The organism is Nonomuraea marmarensis (genome assembly GCF_043197025.1).
Lineage (GTDB): Bacteria > Actinomycetota > Actinomycetes > Streptosporangiales > Streptosporangiaceae > Nonomuraea > Nonomuraea marmarensis.
Map to the genome: position 1 here is coordinate 30,756 of NZ_JBICRM010000018.1, position 18,596 is coordinate 49,351.

The 18,596-nt window shown below is 69.1% G+C and carries 16 protein-coding genes; 10 read left to right on the forward strand and 6 right to left on the reverse strand.

What is annotated here, in order from left to right:
* From ACFLIM_RS27325 to ACFLIM_RS27335, 3 genes are all read left to right on the forward strand, one after another.
* Positions 1-954, forward strand: coding sequence for an ATP-binding cassette domain-containing protein (locus ACFLIM_RS27325; RefSeq protein WP_393170191.1), 954 nt, complete (start codon positions 1-3; stop codon positions 952-954).
* On the forward strand, positions 951-1,751 hold the full coding sequence (locus tag ACFLIM_RS27330; RefSeq protein ID WP_393170193.1) for an ABC transporter permease: 801 nt from the start codon (positions 951-953) through the stop codon (positions 1,749-1,751). Before ACFLIM_RS27325 ends, ACFLIM_RS27330 begins: the two co-directional genes overlap by 4 nt.
* A gap of 123 nt (positions 1,752-1,874) precedes the next feature.
* A complete protein-coding gene (locus tag ACFLIM_RS27335) occupies positions 1,875-2,447 on the forward strand; it encodes a hypothetical protein (RefSeq protein WP_393170195.1) in 573 nt (190 codons plus the stop codon).
* A 264-nt stretch (positions 2,448-2,711) separates the two neighbouring features.
* Here the strand turns inward: ACFLIM_RS27335 and ACFLIM_RS27340 are convergent, their stop codons facing one another.
* Positions 2,712-4,310, reverse strand: coding sequence for an SLC13 family permease (locus ACFLIM_RS27340; protein WP_393170196.1), 1,599 nt, complete (start codon positions 4,308-4,310; stop codon positions 2,712-2,714).
* A gap of 103 nt (positions 4,311-4,413) precedes the next feature.
* On the opposite strand from ACFLIM_RS27340, the gene ACFLIM_RS27345 reads away from it, so the two are divergent.
* From ACFLIM_RS27345 to ACFLIM_RS27365, 5 genes are all read left to right on the forward strand, one after another.
* Positions 4,414-5,331, forward strand: a complete 918-nt coding sequence (locus ACFLIM_RS27345) for a LysR family transcriptional regulator (RefSeq protein ID WP_393170198.1) — start codon at positions 4,414-4,416, stop codon at positions 5,329-5,331.
* A 69-nt stretch (positions 5,332-5,400) separates the two neighbouring features.
* On the forward strand, positions 5,401-6,450 hold the full coding sequence (locus ACFLIM_RS27350) for a tartrate dehydrogenase (protein ID WP_393170200.1): 1,050 nt from the start codon (positions 5,401-5,403) through the stop codon (positions 6,448-6,450).
* Between the two features lie 114 nt (positions 6,451-6,564).
* Positions 6,565-9,558: an MGH1-like glycoside hydrolase domain-containing protein gene (locus ACFLIM_RS27355; RefSeq protein WP_393170201.1), complete on the forward strand. Its 2,994-nt coding sequence runs from the start codon at positions 6,565-6,567 to the stop codon at positions 9,556-9,558.
* A gap of 10 nt (positions 9,559-9,568) precedes the next feature.
* Complete coding sequence (locus ACFLIM_RS27360; protein ID WP_393170202.1) at positions 9,569-9,763, forward strand: hypothetical protein; 195 nt, start codon at positions 9,569-9,571, stop codon at positions 9,761-9,763.
* 71 nt (positions 9,764-9,834) lie between these two features.
* Positions 9,835-11,193 (forward strand): acetamidase/formamidase family protein, encoded by a 1,359-nt coding sequence (locus ACFLIM_RS27365; protein WP_393170204.1) that lies wholly within the window; start codon positions 9,835-9,837, stop codon positions 11,191-11,193.
* Positions 11,194-11,294: 101 nt separating this feature from the next.
* Here ACFLIM_RS27365 and ACFLIM_RS27370 read toward each other — a convergent pair whose 3' ends face one another.
* The 3 genes from ACFLIM_RS27370 to ACFLIM_RS27380 form a co-directional block, all read right to left on the reverse strand.
* The gene (locus ACFLIM_RS27370; RefSeq protein ID WP_393170205.1) at positions 11,295-13,673 is read right to left on the reverse strand and encodes an ExeM/NucH family extracellular endonuclease; all 2,379 of its coding nucleotides are present in this window, start codon (positions 13,671-13,673) and stop codon (positions 11,295-11,297) included.
* Between the two features lie 282 nt (positions 13,674-13,955).
* Positions 13,956-14,651 (reverse strand): DUF998 domain-containing protein, encoded by a 696-nt coding sequence (locus ACFLIM_RS27375; protein WP_393170207.1) that lies wholly within the window; start codon positions 14,649-14,651, stop codon positions 13,956-13,958.
* 32 nt (positions 14,652-14,683) lie between these two features.
* A complete protein-coding gene (locus tag ACFLIM_RS27380; RefSeq protein WP_393170209.1) occupies positions 14,684-15,505 on the reverse strand; it encodes an ArsR/SmtB family transcription factor in 822 nt (273 codons plus the stop codon).
* 299 nt (positions 15,506-15,804) lie between these two features.
* Here ACFLIM_RS27380 and ACFLIM_RS27385 point away from each other — a divergent pair, with 299 nt between their 5' ends.
* Positions 15,805-16,047, forward strand: a complete 243-nt coding sequence (locus tag ACFLIM_RS27385) for a hypothetical protein (protein ID WP_393170211.1) — start codon at positions 15,805-15,807, stop codon at positions 16,045-16,047.
* The gene (locus tag ACFLIM_RS27390) at positions 16,044-16,421 is read left to right on the forward strand and encodes a hypothetical protein (RefSeq protein WP_393170212.1); all 378 of its coding nucleotides are present in this window, start codon (positions 16,044-16,046) and stop codon (positions 16,419-16,421) included. The genes ACFLIM_RS27385 and ACFLIM_RS27390 overlap by 4 nt, the downstream gene beginning before the upstream one ends.
* 291 nt (positions 16,422-16,712) lie before the next feature.
* On the opposite strand, the gene ACFLIM_RS27395 is transcribed toward ACFLIM_RS27390, so the two are convergent.
* Both ACFLIM_RS27395 and ACFLIM_RS27400 read right to left on the reverse strand, forming a co-directional pair.
* Positions 16,713-16,919 (reverse strand): hypothetical protein, encoded by a 207-nt coding sequence (locus ACFLIM_RS27395; protein ID WP_393170214.1) that lies wholly within the window; start codon positions 16,917-16,919, stop codon positions 16,713-16,715.
* 159 nt (positions 16,920-17,078) lie between these two features.
* Positions 17,079-18,587 (reverse strand): hypothetical protein, encoded by a 1,509-nt coding sequence (locus ACFLIM_RS27400; RefSeq protein ID WP_393170215.1) that lies wholly within the window; start codon positions 18,585-18,587, stop codon positions 17,079-17,081.
* Positions 18,588-18,596 lie beyond the last annotated feature (9 nt).

Below are 18,596 nucleotides of genomic sequence, written 5' to 3' on the forward strand. Positions count from 1 at the left end.
ATGCCCCCCGCCATCAAAGCCGAAGGGCTGGTCAAGAAGTACGGCGACGTCGTCGCCCTGGACGGGATGGACCTGACGGTCCCCCAGGGCACCGTGTTCGGCCTGCTGGGTCCGAACGGCGCAGGCAAGACGACCACCGTACGGATCCTGACCACGTTGCTGAGACCGGACGCCGGCCACGCCACGGTCGCCGGGTTCGACGTGGTCGCCAACGCCCGGCGGCTGCGCGCGCACATCGGCGCGTCCGGACAATATTCGGCGGTCGACGACCATCTCACCGGCGCGGAGAACCTGGAGATGGTCGGCCGCCTCTACCACCTGGGCGTCAAGCGCAGCAAGGAGCGAGCCCGCGAGCTGCTGGAACGATTCGACCTGACCGAGGCGGCCGACCGCCCGGTGCAGGGCTACTCCGGCGGCATGCGGCGCCGGCTCGACCTGGCCGGCGCGCTGGTCGCGGCACCGCCGGTGTTGTTCCTGGACGAACCCACGACCGGCCTCGACCCCCGCGCCCGCACGAGCCTGTGGGAGACGATCTCCGAGCTGGTCGCCGACGGCACCACGGTGCTGCTCACCACGCAGTACATGGAGGAGGCCGACCGGCTCGCCGACCGGATCGCGGTGGTCGACCACGGCCGCGTGATCGCGCTCGGCACGGCCAACGAGCTCAAGGACCGCATCGGCGGCGGCCGCATCGAGCTGGCGGTGACCGACGCGGCGGACCTGGCGGCGGCACAGCGGGCGCTGGCGCCGCTCGCCGCCGGAGACCTGCGGACGGACGCGACCACCCTGCAGATGACGATCCCGGTGGCCGACGGCGTGGCCTCGCTCACCACCGCGCTGGGCCGCCTGGCCGCAGAGCGCATCACGGTACGCGACGCCGGACTGCGGCGGCCGACGTTGGACGACGTGTTCCTGGCACTCACCGGACACGATGCGAAGGAGCCCACCAAATGAACGCCCTCCAGATGGCCGTCGCCGACGGCATGACGATCACCAAGCGGAACGCACTCAAGATCAGGCGAGCCCCCGACCTGCTGGGCGGCGTGATCATTCTCCCGATCGTGTTCGTGCTGCTGTTCGCCTACGTCTTCGGCAGCATGATCGAACTGCCCGGTCTGTCGTACCGGGAGTACATGATGCCCGGCATCTTCGTCCAGACCATCGTGATGAGCGCCCAGATCACCGGCTACACGCTGGTCCTGGACCTGCAGAAGGGCATCTTCGACCGGTTCCGCACGCTGCCGATGGCGCCGTCGGCGGTGCTGACCGGGCAGACGCTGGCCGACGTGCTCATGAACGTGACCAGCGTCGTCGTCATGGCACTGATGGGCCTGGTCGTCGGCTGGCGGATCCACTCGGCGCCGCACGAGGCCATCGGGGGGTTCCTGCTGCTGTTGCTGTTCGCGTACGCCTTCTCGTGGGTGACGGCGACGGTGGCGCTGGCGCTGCGTACCCCCGAGGTGTTCAACAACATCGCGACCGTGGTGTCGATGCCGCTGGTGTTCCTGTCCAACGCCTTCGTCGACCCCGCCCGGCTGCCCGGACCGCTGAAGGTCGTCGCCGAGTGGAACCCCGTCTCCACGGTCATCCAGGCCGCCCGCGACCTGTTCGGCAACACCGGGCGCGTGCCAGCCGCTGACGCGTGGCCGCTGCAGCACGCGGCCGTGGCCACGCTGCTCTGGTCGCTGCTGCTCCTGGTCGTGTTCGTGCCGCTGGGCACGCGGCTGTACAGCAAGGCCGTCAGCCGCTGACCACCATCCCGCCGCTCCGCCTGGCCAACCAGGCGGAGCGGCGGGAAGGTCCTTCACTTGCACTTAGTTCAAGTAGTCCGTACGGTACTTGTACTTAGTTCAACTGCGACGAAGGAGCACACCATGAACACTCGGAGCCGCCCGCGCGGTGTCGTCACCGCCGCCACGCTGCAACTGCTGACCGCCGTGCCCTTCCTGATAGGCACCTTCGACGTTCTCGTCCTCGGGGCCGAGGCGCAGGCGGCGGCCGAGGCGGAGGTCGTCCGGCAGGGATTCCCCGCCGAGATCCTTTCCCAGCACAGCATCGACTTCGGTGGGAAGGTGTCGGAACTGCCGCTGGCCGTCGGGATGGCTGTGATCTTGGCGGCTCTGGCGGCGCTCAACCTGGCGGGGAATCGGACCGGTCGGATCCTGTCATGGATCTTCCACCCCATCCTCTTCGTCCTGGGGTGCGTCATCGTCTCCGCCCAGGTGTTCACCGCTCAGTTCCTGGAGTCCTCCTTCAAGAGCGACCCCGTGCTCGCCCGCATCGACGTACCTGCCCTGATGGACGCGACCATGCAGGTCATCCCCGGCTGGCTCCTCCCCGTGAACGTCGGGAAGCTGATCCTGACCACCCTGGGCTCGCTCCTGGTCGTCGTCCTGCTCGCGCTCCCGCTGGCCAGAGCGTATTTCCGCAAGTCCGTGGCGTCCTAGGCCCGCCACCGGATCGCCAGGTAGGCGATGCGCGTTCATGTCTCGTCCCCGCCGGTCAGCTCCCGCTTGCGGCGCAGCAGCGCGGCCCGTTGCCTGTGGGCGCGTACGACCAGTGCCAGCGCCGCCGCGACGATCTCCCGCAGGGAGGTGCTCGCCGCCGCGAACCCTCACAGCGGATCGGCGGAACTCCGGCCCCTGGTCTGGCGCCGGAACGACACCGTCCGAAGCCGTCGTCGGTTCAAGGCCCGCGCGTGAAGAGGAACGTCACCCGCCGATGCCGGTCAGGCCGATCAGCAGGGGCAGGATCAGGATGATCAGGATGGCGCCGAGGACGTCGAAGCTGATCCCCGAGCGGATCATCGTGGTGATGGGGACGACGCCGGAGCCGTACGCGATGGCGTTCTGTGGTGTGGAGACCGGCAGCATGAAGCCGAACGAGGCCGCGAACGTCGCCGCCAGGGCGGGCACGAACGGGTTGATCCCGGCCGCGACGGCGATCGGGATGATGATCGGCACCACGACGGCGGCGGAGGCCGTGTTGCTGGTGGTCTCCGAGACCAGCACGGCGAGCACCACGGCGAAGGCGGTGATGGCGAACACGCTGCCCAGCCCGAGCGCCGAGGCGGCCGAGGAGCCGATGGTCTTGGCCAGCCCCGTGTCCTCAAGGAGGGCGCCGAAGATGATGCCGGTGCCGAACAACACGATCGTGCCCCAGTCGATGCGGGCCGCGTCGCTCCAGTTGAGGGTGAACTCGCGTCTCTTCCAGTCCGTCGGCAGCAGGAACAGCAGGGCGGCGCCGAGCACGGCCACGATGCCCTCGTTGAGCCGGCCGCTGACGGTCGTGTAGAGGTCGGACTCCGTACCGGCGAACAGGGCGATCACGCCCGGGAAGATCCAGAGGAACACGGTGACGCCGAAGGCCACGAGCGTGTTCTTCTCGGCGCGCGACAGCCTGCCCAGGGAGGCCCGCTCGGAGTGTACGTACTCCTCGACGCCCTCGATCTTGCGCAGCTCCGGCCGGTTGAGCAGGAGCAGCACGGCCACGAGCGCGACGAACATGAGCGCGCAGATCGGCAGCGCGGTGACCATCCACTGGGCGAACGAGATGCGGTGCCCGGTGGCCTCCTCGATGAGGCCGCGGCCGATCAGGTTCGGCGGGCTGCCGACGGGGGTGAGCAGGCCGCCGACGCTGGCGCCGTACGCGAGCATCAGGACCAGCGCGGCGCCGACCCGCAGCCGCAGCGGGTTGAAGTCGGCGGTGACCAGCCCGCGGTCCTGCAGCAGCTTGGCGATGACGGCGAGCATGCCGAGCGCCGTGGGCAGGAGCATCGCCACGGTGGCGGTGTTGGAGACGAACGCCGACAGCAGGCAGGTGATGACGCCGAACGCGACGATCAGGCGGAACGTCGAGCGGCCCACGCCGGGCAGCGACAGGATGCGGAAGGCGAAGCGGCGCGCCAGGCCCTGTTTGAGCATTGCCTGCGCGAGGATGAACGCCCCGATGAAGGTGAAGATGGTGGGGGAGCCGAAGGGAGCCAGCGCGTCCGTCGCGGAGACCACCCCGAGCAGTACGATCGCGCCGACGCCGATGAGGCCGCCGACGGGGATGGGCACGGGCTCGGTGACCCACAGGACGATGACGCCGAGCAGGACGGCCGCCAGCGTCTGCTGCTTGGCGTCCATGTCGATGGGCAGCAGCAGGAAGACCACCGTGACCAGCGGCGCGAGCCACATGCCGGTGGTGCGCCTGCCCTTCTCGAATCTCTCCTCGGCCGCGGACAGCTTCTGCTCGCCGAGGCTGCGGTACGTCGCGTGGCCCAGCAGGGCCTGGTCGACATCGGTTCTGGCGCCGCCGGAGTTCATCACGTGCTCCTAACGTTTCCGCCGTCATTCAAGATCTGGCTGGCGCGCAGGTCCAAGACGCGTTAGCTACTTGAGTTATAGGTGCCTCCTATTGGAGCGTTCTGTGGACGTCCGACAGCTCGAGTATTTCCTCGCCGTCGTCGATCACGGCGGCTTCAACAGGGGCGCGAAGGCGCTGTTCATGGCGCAGCCCTCCCTGTCACAGGCGATCAGGACCCTGGAAAAAGATCTGGGCAGCCAGCTCTTCCATCGCATCGGCAGGCGCGTGGTGCTCACCGACGCGGGCCGGGCGCTGATCGAGCCGGCCAGGCAGGTCGTACGCAGCCTCGAGGTGGCCCGCGCGAGCGTGGCCTCCGTGGAGGGGCTGATGTGCGGCAGCGTCGCCGTCGCGTCGATGCCGTCACCGGCGGTGGAGCCGCTGAGCACCATGATCGGCCGCTTCCGCGACCGGCACCCGGGCGTGGAGGTGGTGATCAGGGACGCGCCGGTGCCGCAGGCGGTGATCGAGCTGGTACGCACGGGGGTGACGGAGCTGGGCCTGCTGTCGGCCTGGGAGTTGCCCACGGTCGCGGACGTGACGTTGCACCCCGTGGAGGAGCAGCGGTTCGTGCTCGTCGCCCCGCCGGACGGCCCGTTCGCACCGGCCAGGTCGTTGCCGCGCGAACGGCTGGCCGGGCAGCGGCTGATCGTCGGCGAGCGGGGTACGGGGTTGCGCCGGCTGGTGGAGGAGATCCGGGCGTCGGGCGTGGACCTGTCGATCGCGGTCGAGTCGGAGCACAGGGAGGCGTTCCTGCCGCTGGTGCTGAAGGGCGTGGGGATCGGCGTGCTGGCCGAGGCGTGGCGGCCGCTCGCGGAGCGGGCGGGGGCGCTGGTGTTCGAGCTGGATCCGCCGGCGTCGCTGCACCTGGCGCTGGTCAGCAGGAAGGGCTGGCTCACACCGGCGGCCGGCGAGTTCCTCGCCATCGCCCTCGCCGCCGCCCCCTCGGACGCCGCGACCACCTCCTCCTGCCACGACCTATAGGCACCCCCTATAGGCCGTATCGCCCGCCGGTCTTGGACGCCCTCGCGGGCCGCCGATTGAATCGGGGGCATGACGACGCATCACATCGCCGTGATCCCAGGAGACGGCATCGGGCTCGAGGTCACCCCCGCGGCCTTGGAGGTGGTGCAGGCAGCGGGCCGGCGGCACGGCTTCGGGTTCCGGTTCACCGAGTTCGACTGGTCGTGCGAGCGGTACCGGCGCGAGGGCGCCATGATGCCTCCCGACGCCCTGGAACGGCTGCGCGGCCACGACGCCATCTTCCTCGGCGCGGTCGGCGCGCCCGGCGTGCCCGACCACGTCTCGCTCTGGGGCCTGCTCATCCCGATCCGCCGCGCTTTCCGCCAGTACGTGAACCTCCGGCCGGTCCGCCTCTTCGAGGGCATCGAGAGTCCCGTACGCGCGGCGATCGACCTCGTGGTCGTCAGGGAGAACACCGAGGGGGAGTACAGCGAGATCGGCGGCCGGATGAACCGCGGTTTTCCCGAGGAGATGGCGGTCCAGGAGGCGGTGTTCACCCGAGCGGGCGTGACGCGCGTGCTGGACTACGCCTTCACCCTCGCGAGCCGCCGCACGGGCTACCTGACCTCCGCCACCAAGTCCAACGGGATCGTCCACACACTGCCGTTCTGGGACGAACTGGTCAGGGAGCGCGCGGCCGACCACCCGAACGTGCGCTGGGACCAGGAGCACATCGACGCGCTCTGCGCCAAACTGGTCCTGGAGCCGTCGCGGTTCGACGTGATCGTCGGCTCCAACCTGTTCGGCGACATCCTCAGCGACCTGGCCGCCGCGGTCGCGGGCAGCATCGGCCTCGCCCCGTCCGCCAACCTCAACCCGGAGCGTGACTTCCCCTCGATGTTCGAGCCCGTGCACGGCTCCGCCCCCGACATCGCCGGCCGCGGCGTGGCCAACCCGATCGGCGCCATCTGGTCGGCCGCCATGATGCTGGAGCACCTCGGACATCCAGCGGCAGCCGACGAGGTGGTGGCGGCCATCGCGGCCATCCTGGCCAAGGGCGACCTCCGTACACGCGACCTCGGCGGCACGGCGAGCACCGAGCAGTTCACCCGCGCCGTCCTCGCCCTCCTGACACCCTGAAGCCCTCGGGGGATCTTGCCTTTCGCTCTCGAGTGGTCAATAGTTGGGCAATATCGGTCAGAACCGGTCGGATATGCGATCGGATCTGAGCGGCCCCGGACGCTTGAGGTGACCATGAGACGCACGGTTGCGGTGTTAGCGATGCTCGTGGCGCTGGTCGCGCCCACCGTCCCCGAGCCGGCCAGCGCCGGGCCGAAGGCGCCGCCGGTGTACCCGGAGGTCGGCAAGGGCACCGCCTTCCTCGACCACCGGGCGCTGCTGCCGGGGTACGCCGAGCCGGAGTGGTACGAGGCCAACATCCCGTTCCTGGAGGTGCCAGCCGCGGACCGGGAGATCCAGGACGTCTACTACTACCGCTGGAGCACCTTCAAGCGGCACATCCGCTACACCGACTCCTCGACCGGCGACATCATCACCGAGTTCCACAACGCCCCCGGCTACGCCGCGCCGCTCGGCGGCATCGTCGCCGCCGCGGGCCACCACATCAACGAGGGCCGCTGGCTGCGCGACCCCCGTCCGATCGACGACTACCTCACGTACTGGCTGCAGGGACCCGGCGCCGGCCCCAAGCCGAAGGAGGACTACCTCAACAAGGACACCGACGACTGGGCGCACCAGTACGCGTGGTGGGCGGCCGACGCCGCGTACCAGCGGTACCTGGTCACCGGTGACGCGTCGTTCGTCGAGGGCCTGCTGCCCGACCTGGTCCGCCAGTACGACAAGTGGGGCGGCCAGTACAACAAGGACCTGGGCCTGTACTGGTCGGTGCCGGTGTGGGACGCGATGGAGTTCACCGCCTCCTCCTACGAGACCGACCCGGCCGACCCCTACCACGGCGGCGCGGGCTACCGGCCGACGCTGAACGCGTACCAGTACGGCGACGCCAAGGCGATCGCCGCCATCGCCGAGATGCGCGGCGACAAGGGTTTGGCGAGGACGTACGAGCAGCGGGCGGCCTCGCTGCGCGACGCGCTGAACCGATACCTGTGGGACCCGGAGCGGTCCTTCTTCTACCACAAGGCCCGCGCCGATCTGGATCCGCGGCAGCGGCTGGTGTCCACCCGGGAGGAGATCGGGTTCGTGCCGTGGGCGTTCGGCATGGCCAAGCCCGGCACCGAGCAGGCCTGGGCGCAGCTGCTGGACCCGCAGGGGTTCGCCGCGCCGTACGGGCCGACCACCGCCGAGCGGCGCAGCCCGCTGTTCATGCGGGACGCGCTGAGCGGCTGCTGCCGCTGGAACGGGCCGAGCTGGCCGTACTCCACCTCGACCACGCTCACCGCGATGGCCAACCTGCTCAACGACCGCGACCAGGACGTGGTCACCGCCGCCGACTACTACCAGGTCCTGCGCCGCTACGCGCTCACCCAGTACAAGGACGGCCACCCGTACGTCGCCGAGGCGCACCACCCCGACGAGCCGCGCTGGATCTACGACGCCCGGGGGCACAGCGAGCACTACAACCACTCCACCTTCAACGACCTGGTGATCAGCGGCCTGATCGGGCTGCGCCCGCAGGCGGACGGCAAGGTCGTGGTGAATCCGCTGGCGCCGGCCGGGTGGGACCACTTCGCGCTGGAGAACGTGCCCTACCACGGGCACAACGTGACGGTCCTGTGGGACCGCGACGGCACGAAGTACGGCCAGGGTAAGGGCCTGCGCCTCTACGTGGACGGCAGGATCGCCGCCGTCCGGTCCGGGCTCGGCGAGCTGACCGCCCGCGTGCCGGCCGCCATCACGCCCGACCGCTCCGCCCGGCCGAGCAACGACGCCGCGAACCCGTACGGCACCGGCTACCCCAAGCCGTTCGCGTCGTACACCAACGGCATCGACAACGTGTGGGACGCGGTGGACGGGCGCATCTTCTACGACGACATCCCGCACAGCCGGTGGACCAACTACCGCTCCCCGAACGCCGAGGACCATCTCGGGGTGGACTTCGGCGTGCCGACCCAGGTGAGCGACGTGCGGTTCTACGCCTACGACGACGGCGGCGGGGTGCGGGCCCCGGCGTCGTACCGGCTGGAGTTCTGGGACGGCGCGGCGTGGCGGGAGGTGCCGGGCCAGGCGCGCACGCCGGAGCGGCCCGCCGGCGCGGCGCTGAACCGGATCACCTTCCCCGCGCTGACCACGACCCGGATCCGGCTGGTGTTCGGCAACCCGCCCGGCGCGTACGTCGGCGTCACCGAACTGCAGGCGTGGTCACCCGCCGCGGGCGACACCAGGCTGGACGTGGCCGTCATCGAACAGGGCGCGACCGCCACCTTCGCCAACCACGGTCGTAAGCCCGCCACCCACGTCAAGGTGACGCTGGCGGTGCCGCCCGGCTGGTCCGCCGAGCCGATCGGGCGCACGGAGACACCGGTGGTGCGGCCGGGCGGCGAGTTCACGGTCCGCTGGCGGGTGGCGCAGCCGGCCGGAGCCGCCCCCGACGCCTATCCGGTGCGCGCCTCCGCGGTCTATGACCGGTCGGCGCGGGCCGTGAGCTCGTACGCGCAGGTGGAGGTGCCACTCGACCCGGCCGCCTACACGAAGGTGGAGGTCCAGGACACGTTCACCACCGACACGTCGGCGAGCTACACCGTGCACCAGCCCAATGGCGGCGAGGGCAAGCCGGCGATCACGGTCGGCGGCGGCCGGTTCGCGGGCAGCGGCACGCAGCCGTACTTCGGCGTCGTGGCCGGCCCCGCGGGGCCGTCGTCGGCCGCGGCGATCAGCGTGGTGACGGCCGGATCGTTCGCCGGGACCGGCAGCGCGGAGGACAGCGTGTTCGTCGGCTGGGTCAAGGACCAGGACAACTACGTGACCGCCTGGTACAACAACACCCGCAAGCAGTCGGGCATCAACGTACGGGTCGGCGGCCGGTTCCTGGACACACCCGGCGACGCCGCGCTGACCCTCAAACCGGGCGACCGGTTCGCCCTGGTGCTGTCCGGCGACACCATCACCTCCTACGCCTTTACGGACGGGCAGTGGCGGCGGCTGCGTACGGCCGGCATCGGCGGCACCCTGGCCACCCCGCAGGCCCGCGAGGGCTTCCGCTACGGCTTCGGCCTGCGCGGCACCTCCGGCACGATCGCGATCGCGGGCCTGGAGGGCCGAGCCGCGTAGAGTCACCGGCATGTCTGAGCCCGCCTACCTCGCCGCGGTCCGGGAGTCGTACGACACCGTCGCCGCCGACTACGTCAAGCGCTTCGCGACACCAGACGCGATGGATCCGGTGGCCCGGGCGATGTTCGCCCCGTTCGCCGAACTCGTGCGGACCGCCGACCGTGGACCGGTCGCAGACCTGGCCCACAGACCCGACCAGCGGTAACAGGGACGTAACAGGTGTAGTACATGATCGGTTGCGGTCAATCCCCTAGTCACATTCCGGTCAGGAGAGTCATGAGGGTGCCGAAGAGCCCGGCCGACGTACGGGATGCACTGATCACGAGACTGGGCCGGCGGAACTTCCTGCGTGCGGCAGCGGTCGTGACCGGGGCGGGCGGGGGGTTACTGGGCGCGCGGTCGGCTTCCGCCGCGGCCACGCCGACGCTCCCCCGGGAGATACTCCAGCCGCGCAAGGGCCCGATCCAGGGCAAGCACTACCTGCCGTCAGCGGTCGAGCAGGTCCGGTGGGGGTACGTGCCGGCGGTGGGCAGCCAGCCGGTGCTCCGGATGAGATCGGGTGAGACGGTCACCATCGACTCGGTCTCGCACGAGGGCATCCTCGAAGACCAGGGGCGCGACCCGGTCGCCTACTTCGGCAAGCACGGCGTACCTCGGGCGAACGTGCTCCAGGACGCGATCGCGATCGCCCGTGACTACTCGCGAACGACGCGCAACTTCGACGTCGACGGGCCGCACGTCGTGACGGGGCCGATCTACGTGGACGGTGCGCGGCCGGGCGACGTGCTCAAGGTCGAGACGTTGTCGATGTTGCCGCGCGTGCCGTATGGCGTGGTGTCGAGCCGGCACGGCAAGGGTGCGCTGGCCCGGACGGCCAGCGGGGGTGCGCCGGATGGGATCACCGTGGACGAGGTGATGCCGCCGGTGGCGACCGACGGACGGCCGACGGGCGACCCGACCCGGTACGGCAACGTGTCGGTGTTCACGCCGGTGCGCCGTGGGCGGAAGGGCGTGCCGAGCGGCGTCATGAAGCGCGGGAACTCCGGCGAGGTGACCTTCCCGCTGAGTCCGTTCATGGGAATGATGGGGGTCGCTTTCGCGTCGGCGGGCCAGCCGACCGACCCGGCCCTCAACTCGATCCCGCCCACGCTCGGCGGGGGCAACATCGACATCAACCTGCTCGGCGTGGGTTCGACGTTCTACCTGCCGGTGTTCGCGGAAGGGGCGCTGTTCTACACCGGCGACCCGCACCACGCGATGGGCGGTGGCGAGGCGGCGCTGACCGCGATGGAGGGGTCGTTGCGCGGCACCTTCCGGCTCACCGTGTGCAAGGCCGGGTCCGGCGACGCGCCCTCGGTCGCCTTCCACTACCCGTTCGCAGAGACGGCGGACGCCTGGTTGCCGATCGGGCTGTCCGACCCCGACGGGTCCCAGAGCGGGCAGGTGAACGACCTGGACGTCGCCATGCGGCGGGCGGTCGTCAACGCGCTCGACTTCCTCGAACACGACCAGGGCATGGACCGCGCCGTCGCCTACGCCTACCTGTCCGCCGCCGCCAATTTCGAGGTGTCGCAGGTCGTCGACCGGACCACCGGCGTGCACGGCGTCATCCTCAAGGAGCACTTCTCGGGCTGAGTATTTTGGCGATCCCCCTGACAAGATCACCCCATCCAGCAGCCTCGCCCTGTACGGCGTGGCCGCGGCGGAGGGGTGCTCCGCCGCGGCCACGCGCGTTCTCAGAGCTTGAGACCCACGAGCAGCGGGTCGTGGTCGGAGGAGCGGAAGGGGTCGGGCGCGTACAGGTAGGGCGGGTTGAACTCGGTGTTGTAGTCCATGAACCGGCCCTCGTCGGAGTTGACGTGCCAGATGGTGGCGCCAGTTACCAGCTTGCGCGCGCTCTTGTCGGCCAGCACGTGGTCGAGCTCACCGGACAGGCTGTCGAAGACGTAGCTGTAGCGGTCGTCCTTCTTGACGTACTTCTTGCTCAGGCTGGTCAGTTCGGCGTCCTCGAAGGCGTGGATCGGGTCCTCCTCGCCGTAGGCGTTGATGTCGCCGAGGACGAGCGCGTTCTTCAACTGGAGGCTGTCGATCAGGGCCAGCAGGGCCTTGGCCTGCTTGACGCGCTTGGCGTTGTAGCAGCTCTGCCCGTCGCCCTGGTCGGCGTCGGCACCGGAGGCCGGACCGTCGACGTCGGTGCAGCCCTTGGATTTGAAGTGGTTCACCAGCACCGTGAAGGTCTTTCCGGTCCTGTTGGCCTTGCCGAAGGTCTGCACCAACGGCGGCCGGTTGAAGATCGGGTCGGACGACGACCGCGCCGGGCCGATCGGGGTGACCTTGCCCGGCTGATAGATCAGCGCGGTCTGGATGAGGTCGGTGCCCGGGTTGGGGTGCGTGATCGCCTTGTACGTGCCCGCGCCGGCCTTGGCGTTGAGCGCGTCGACCAGGGTGTTGAGCGCCACGTCGTTGTTGCGCTCGACCTCCATCAGCCCGGCTACGGCGGGGTTGAGCGTCGTGATGTTGGCGACCAGCTTGGCGAGCTGGCGGTCCCGCTCCGCGGCGGTGGTGGCGCCGCGGGACCCGAGCGTGGTGAACCAGTTGAGCGTGTTGAGGCTGGCCACCCGGACGTCGCCACCGACCTTCGCCGGCTGGGCGGGGCGGGGGTTCTCAGCCTTGAAGACCACCGGCTCGGTCGGCTCGACGCGGTAGACGTCGAAGCCGTACGTGAGGACGCCGGTCAGGTCCTTCACCTCGTCGCCGACCCGGACGGTGTTCAACCCCTTGCTGTGGTACGGCAGGGTGGGCGGGTTCTGCACGTTCGAGCCGTCGTCCAGCAGGATCGTGCGCCGTGCGTCCTTCTCGGTGTCCACGCCCTCGCGGTCGGTCGGCTGCCACAGCCGGCTGCCCTCGGCGAGGGTGATCTCGCCGAACCGGGCCAGGTTGAAGATCTCGGAGACGGCGAGGTCGGCGTCGAAGGCAGTGAGCATGCCCTCGTAGCGCTCGAAGGTGACGCCCGTCTTGAGCGGCAGCTTCACCTCGGTCGGCTTGATCGCGCCGGTGCCGCAGACGTTCACCGCGGTGGCCGGCGAGATCTCGGTGAGGCCGTTGAACTCGATCGCCTTGCCGGAGACGAGCACCCGGTCGCCGGTCTTGACCGGCGAGGAGGAGAACACGAACAGGCCCTCGGAGGTCGCCGGGTCGGCGTCCGGCGTGGCGGCCTGGAGGTAGAAGCCGCCGAGCCCGCCGGAGCCCTGGAAGGAGCCGGTGACGATGCCCTCGACCCGGACGTTCTGGCCGGCGACCGGGCTGGTCTCGCCGCTGCCCTGCACCTGAGAGATCTGGTGCGTGGGCGCGGTGTCGCAGCTCTCGGTGGGCGTGACGGTCGGGGTGGGGCTCGGCGTCACGGTCGGTGTCTCGGACGGCGTGGGCGTCGGGGACGGTGACGGGTCACCGCCGCCGCAGGGAGCTGCGGTGGTGGCGCTGTTGCGCGGCGCGGGGGCCGCGGTCTCGAAGTCGGCGCCGTTGTCGTCGGTGTCGGTGCAGCCGCCGCTCTTGCGGAACGCGCCGGTGGTGTTGGTGATCGCGGGGGCGGGAGAGCCCTCGAAGAAGTTCGCACTGCCGTACCCGACCAGGTCGGCGAGCAGCGCGAGCTGGGCGTCGGAGCAGGGGGCGGAGGAGCCGTTGCAGGCCAGGCCCTCGGTCGAGCGAACCAGCGCCACCTTGCCCGCGGTGCCGCTCATGTTGATGGAGCCGACACTGTCGGGCTGGGGCAACGCGCCGCTGGGGGTGCTGCCGGCGGCGAGCTGAACGAGGTGGTACTGGCCGGGAGCGAGGGTGCCGGAGAGGTCGGCCTTGTTGGCGGCGAAGTTCCCGGTGCCGCTGGCGCTGGTGTACTGCACTGACCAGCCGTCCAATGGCACGGGGGCGCCGCTCCGGTTGAACAGCTCGACGTAGTCGTTGGAGAGGGGGGCGCCGGAGTTGCCACCTCCGCCGTAGACCTGGCTGATGACCACGGTGCCGGGGGTCGCGGCCACGGAGGGTGAGGACAGGGCGGCGATCGAGCCGGCGACGACGCCGGCCGCAACAAGGATCGCCAGGACCCGGGACTTAGCACGCATGCCCGGGAGCGTAAACCGACAAACAACGGAAAACCCTATATTGGGCATGGACGGGTCATGAAATCTCAAACATTGACACTTCATGTCCATTCGGGGGCTATGGATCTGTCGTCATCGGACGATGCGGAGTTGCCGCGGGCCGACGCCCAACTCGCCGTGAACGCTGACACGAGATCATCAGCCCGATCGCCCCCGTACGACCGGGTAACAGCTGAGACAGTCCGAGCCCGGCGACTGCGTACGCCACTCTCCCAGGCCGCTCTGAGAGGACACGCGTGGCGTTCACGTGCGAGGCGAATGGATGGTGGCTGAGGAGCGTGTCTCGGCCATCAGGCGGAGCGCGATCAGCGACGTCCATGCCCATCCCAGGGCCAGGCCCGCGAGCATCAGCCGGAAGTCGGCGGCGATGGCGGCGGCGATGTTGAGGGCCAAGACCGCCGGGGCGAAGGCCAGGCACAAGGTCGCCCAGCCCCGCTGCCCGGCGCTGGCGAAGCGGCGGGCGAAGACCGCGTAGGCCGCCAGGCCGGCCAGACCCGCCAGGGAGGGTGCGGTCGAGTGCACGATGCCGTGCCAGGTGGCCTGTTCAGGCATGCCCGGCGGGTAGCCGCCGACCGGATCTGCGAGGAACAGCCCGCCCGCGATCAGGGATAAGCCGTTCACGCCGATCAGCAGCGGCCCCCATGTGCCGGCCCGGCCCGGGTGAAGTACTCGCCGTATCGCGACCGCGAAGGCCAGGACCAGCAGACCGGTGACCACGAAGTTGGTGATCTGGATCCAGCCCAGCTCGCCCAGGCTCAGCGAGCTCAGCGGGTGCCGTTTGGGATCGAATCCGGCACGCGTTAATGCCTGCGCCAGAACGGTCACGACGAACAGCGGTCCGGCGACGATCCCGCAGGCGAGCATTGCCGTCGTCGAACGTGCGGCAGGGGCGGCCGAGGTGCCGGATGTCTGGCGGCGCGCTGACTTGGTCGAACTCATGTTTATGTCCTATCTGCGTGGATGTGCCCGGGTCAGCCGCCCAGCGGGCTGCCGGTCTCCAGAAGGGTCTTCAGGCCGCTGAGCATCCAGTTCCAGCCGCCCCCGGCCCCCTGGGCCTCCATCTCGCCGGCCAGCAGCGCCGCGGTCAGCGGCGCGCCGCTCAGGTCGTGGACCACCGTCAGGGTGGTGACGCCGCCGGGGCCTTCGATGATCTCGTACGTCAGCCGGGTGAACCCCTCGGCCGCCATTGCCGGGTCCATCAGGACCCGCCAGGTCTGCACCAGCTTGCGCGGCGGATCCGCCTCGATGACCTCACCGTCGATGGCCACTTCGGGCGCGCCATGCGCGATCATCCCCTCGTTGGCCAGGCCTCGGTAGGCGCCGCCCGGACGCAGGTCGTACTCGACGCCGCCGCCGTAGCCGTACTTCTGCGTCCATTCCGGCTTGGTGATCGCGTCCCAGATCGCCTGCGGCGTCGCCTTGATGTACACCCGGTAGACCTGAACGGTCTGCGTGGCCGGCGTGGTCTCGGTCATGACAGGGTCCTCCAACTCGGTTTTGAGCTCGGCGAGCGCTGACGCACGGCGCTCGGTGTACTTGTCGATCCACCGGTCGTGGATCAGCCGGATCGGCACCGGGTTCAGGAAATGCAGCTTCTCCCGTCCCGACTTGCGGGTGACGACGAGACCTGCCTCCTCCAGCAGTCGCAGGTGCTTCATGACCCCGAACCGGGTCATCTCCACCCCCGACTCCAGCTCGGAGAGCGTACGGCCGTCCCGCTCGAACAGCCGATCCAACAGGCGCCGCCGGGTCGGATCCGCAAGCGCCTTGAAGACAAGGCCTTCGTCCGTCATGCACTCAAAATAGGTGACCAAATAGTCACATGTAAAGAGTGCTGGCTCGATCCCCTGAACTGAGAACGCTGGTGAAGGTGCGCCGGTTCGTGGGTGCACTCCGGCGCGCTTGCTGGTCAGGGGAGTTTGTATTCCATGAGCGTCGGTGCAGGCTGAAGGGTTCACGGTGGATGCTGACGTTGAGGCCGCTGCGGAACGGTGGGGCGTGTGGCGAGATCAGCACGCTGCAGGTCTGCAGCTTTGCGTAGCCCCTCCTATTACATTAGGAGCCTTCCTCCTAATGTAGTATCCTCATCGACATGACCGAGGGCCTTCCCCCACACATGCGCCAGCTCGCCGAGGTCGCAGCGATAGTGGCCGCCGCAGGTGCCACCGCTGACGGGCCATACCACCTCAAGGGCGACATGTGCGCGCTGCGCGTGATCAAGGACGGCATCATCTCGGTTCCCATCATGATCCCTGCCAACCCGGACCTCGACTCAGAGCTGTTTCGTGAAGTCCTCAAGCGCCTGGAGGCGGTCATCGAAAGGATGAGCCGATGAGCAAGACGATCACCTATGTCATCACTTATGAGAACGGGCGGTGGGTGTCACGTTGCCCCACCGGAGAGACCGAGGGCGTCGGCGTGGCCAGCTCCTTGTCGCAGATGGAGCGTGACTTGGCGGAGATCCACGCCTGGGCTTGGGCCGAGGACACCCCCGGTGTGGAGTTCGTCTTCGACCTGCCCGAGGACGTGGCCGTTGTGGTGGCCGAATACCACCGTGAAAAGAAGTTGGCCGAGGCTCACACCAAGCGCACCGCGGAGCTGGCTGTCAAGGCCGCAAAGGCACTCACGAGCCACTGGTCAGAGCCCGACACAGCACGGGTAATGGGCTTGTCCAAGCAGCGCGTCCACCAGCTGAAGGTCAGCGCCTGATAGGTGTTACGGAGCACGAGATCAACAGCGCCGAGGTGCGCGTGGCCCACATGCCGGCGCCGTTTGTCCGTCGGCGCCGATTTCGCCGGTGCCGAGCTGACGGGCGCCATAGGCCTCGCGACATGAGCGTTAGCGAGGCCCACGTCAGGTGGGCCTCGCTATGTTGCGGCAGCCTCTGTCAATAGCGAAACGGCGTAAGTGCCGGTCTTCGCCGAGGCGTTGACCTGTGGCGTCGCGGTCCCAGCCGGTCACCGTGCGGCTAGCACTCACGGAGTAGATGTGTGGGGCCTGCTAATCGAGGCAGCCATTGCCGATTATCTGGGAGAGCCACCAGGTCGCGCTGTCGGAGTATCCGCCGTCGTGGGCGGCCCAGTAGAAGTGGATGGCGTCGCGGCAATCGTATGCGCTGGCCGTGCTGGCCGTTCCGGCTGAGATAGCGGCGAAGGCAGCGGTCATGGCAATCAGCACTGCCCCGATCTTCGCGTAAATCTTGGACATGGCGTCCTCCTGATTCGGTTCCGAGATCGAGCATCACCTGGGCGAACCGACTCCGGTAGATCAATGCCACGCATCACACGAGCGCACCCTGACAGTCGATCTAATCAACCGTGGCGCGGCCGGTGCGGGTGGACAGGGTCCTGGCGGCGGATCAGCGGGTTACGACCCGGTGATGCTGACGTGGGTGAACCACTGCGCAGGGACACGGACCAGGCCAGGCGATCGCGGTACGACGGCGAGATAGATCGCGGCGCTCTTGTAGACGGCCTTGTGGTTGAAGCGCTGGCCGTGGCTCAGCGCGGCGGTCTCGCGGGAGGTGAAGCCCATGTTGAAGCTGGTGCCTGGGCGCGCGGCCATGGTCGCCTGCTCCCTGATGCCGTACCAGACAAGTGCGCCACCGGCGGACGTCCTGAGCGCGTAGATCTCCGGCGTGGGCTGTGTACGGATCTTCGTGGTCCATTGGTTCTGCAGCGTTTTGCGGTTGTCGCGGTTGACGTTGGCGTTCCGTCTGGCATAGGAGTCGGCCGTGAAGAGTTGCCGGGCGCGCCGGTCCTGGCCGAAGGTGCTCTGCAGGCGGGCCTGTGCCTGGGCGATCGCCCGCGGGGCGGCGATGAGAGTGTTGCCGTCGTCCGCCGCCACCACCGTGGCCAGGCCGTTCTTGTCTCGTGCGACGGCAGGTGGCCGGGACTTGGTCGTGGTGGCGGAAATGGCGACCGTGCGCCAGCCGGCGGGCGTCTTTTTGAAGATCGCTTGCCACCAGCTGGTGGTGCCCTTGCGGCTGAACTCGGCCATGAACCACGGCGCGCCGCCGACCTTCCCAGGGATGGCGAACCGCGGTTTGACGATGGGCTTCCTGGCGGGCTCCACGCTCTCGCCGATCATCTTGCGTACCTGGCTCTGGGTTCGGCTGATCTCTGCCGCCAGCTCGGCCTCCGCCGCCGTCCAGTCCGTGCCGCCCTCCCGCGCGGCCTTCTTCTCCGCCTCCTCCCACTGGGCGAGGATCGCCTTGGCCTCCGTCACGGACACGACGCCGCGCGGCGCCGACGGTGCCGACGAGGCCGGGCGGGCGAACGTGGAGGCGGGCTCGCTGCCGGTGTTGCAGGCGGTGGCGGGGAGGGCGAGCGCGATGAGCACGATGGGTAACGGACGGATGGTCATGGCTGGTCTCCGGATGTCGATTGCCCCGGAGTACGCAGTCGCCGTTCGCCTGGGTTCAGCCCCAGGCGGTGCTATAACGAGAGGGTTGCTCAGGCCAGGCCGATGGCGCGGCTGACCAGTTCGGCCGGGTACGGAGTGGCTCGGCTCTCGCCGAACAGGTTCCAGTAGAAGTCGTTCATGACGGCCGCGATCGGTGCGTACCGGGTGATGTCCCGACTCGTCGGCGGACAGGTCGAACCGTGGGGACGTCGCCAGGCCGAGGTCGGCGAAGTAGAGGCGTTGGCCGTCGGTGAGGATGTTCCGGTAATGGGCGTCGAAGTGCAGCAAACCGTTCGCGTTCATGAAGGCGACATCGGTGCGCAGGCGGCGTTCCACCATGGTGTAGGCCGAGGTGACGGCTCCGGTGGCGAGCTGCGTGGCCAGCCAGTCGTACAGGTTCTGCGGGATGTACTCGAGGAACAACACGATGCTCGCCGAGGCCGAGGCGACTGCTTCCAGCCGTTCGCGCACTGCCGATGT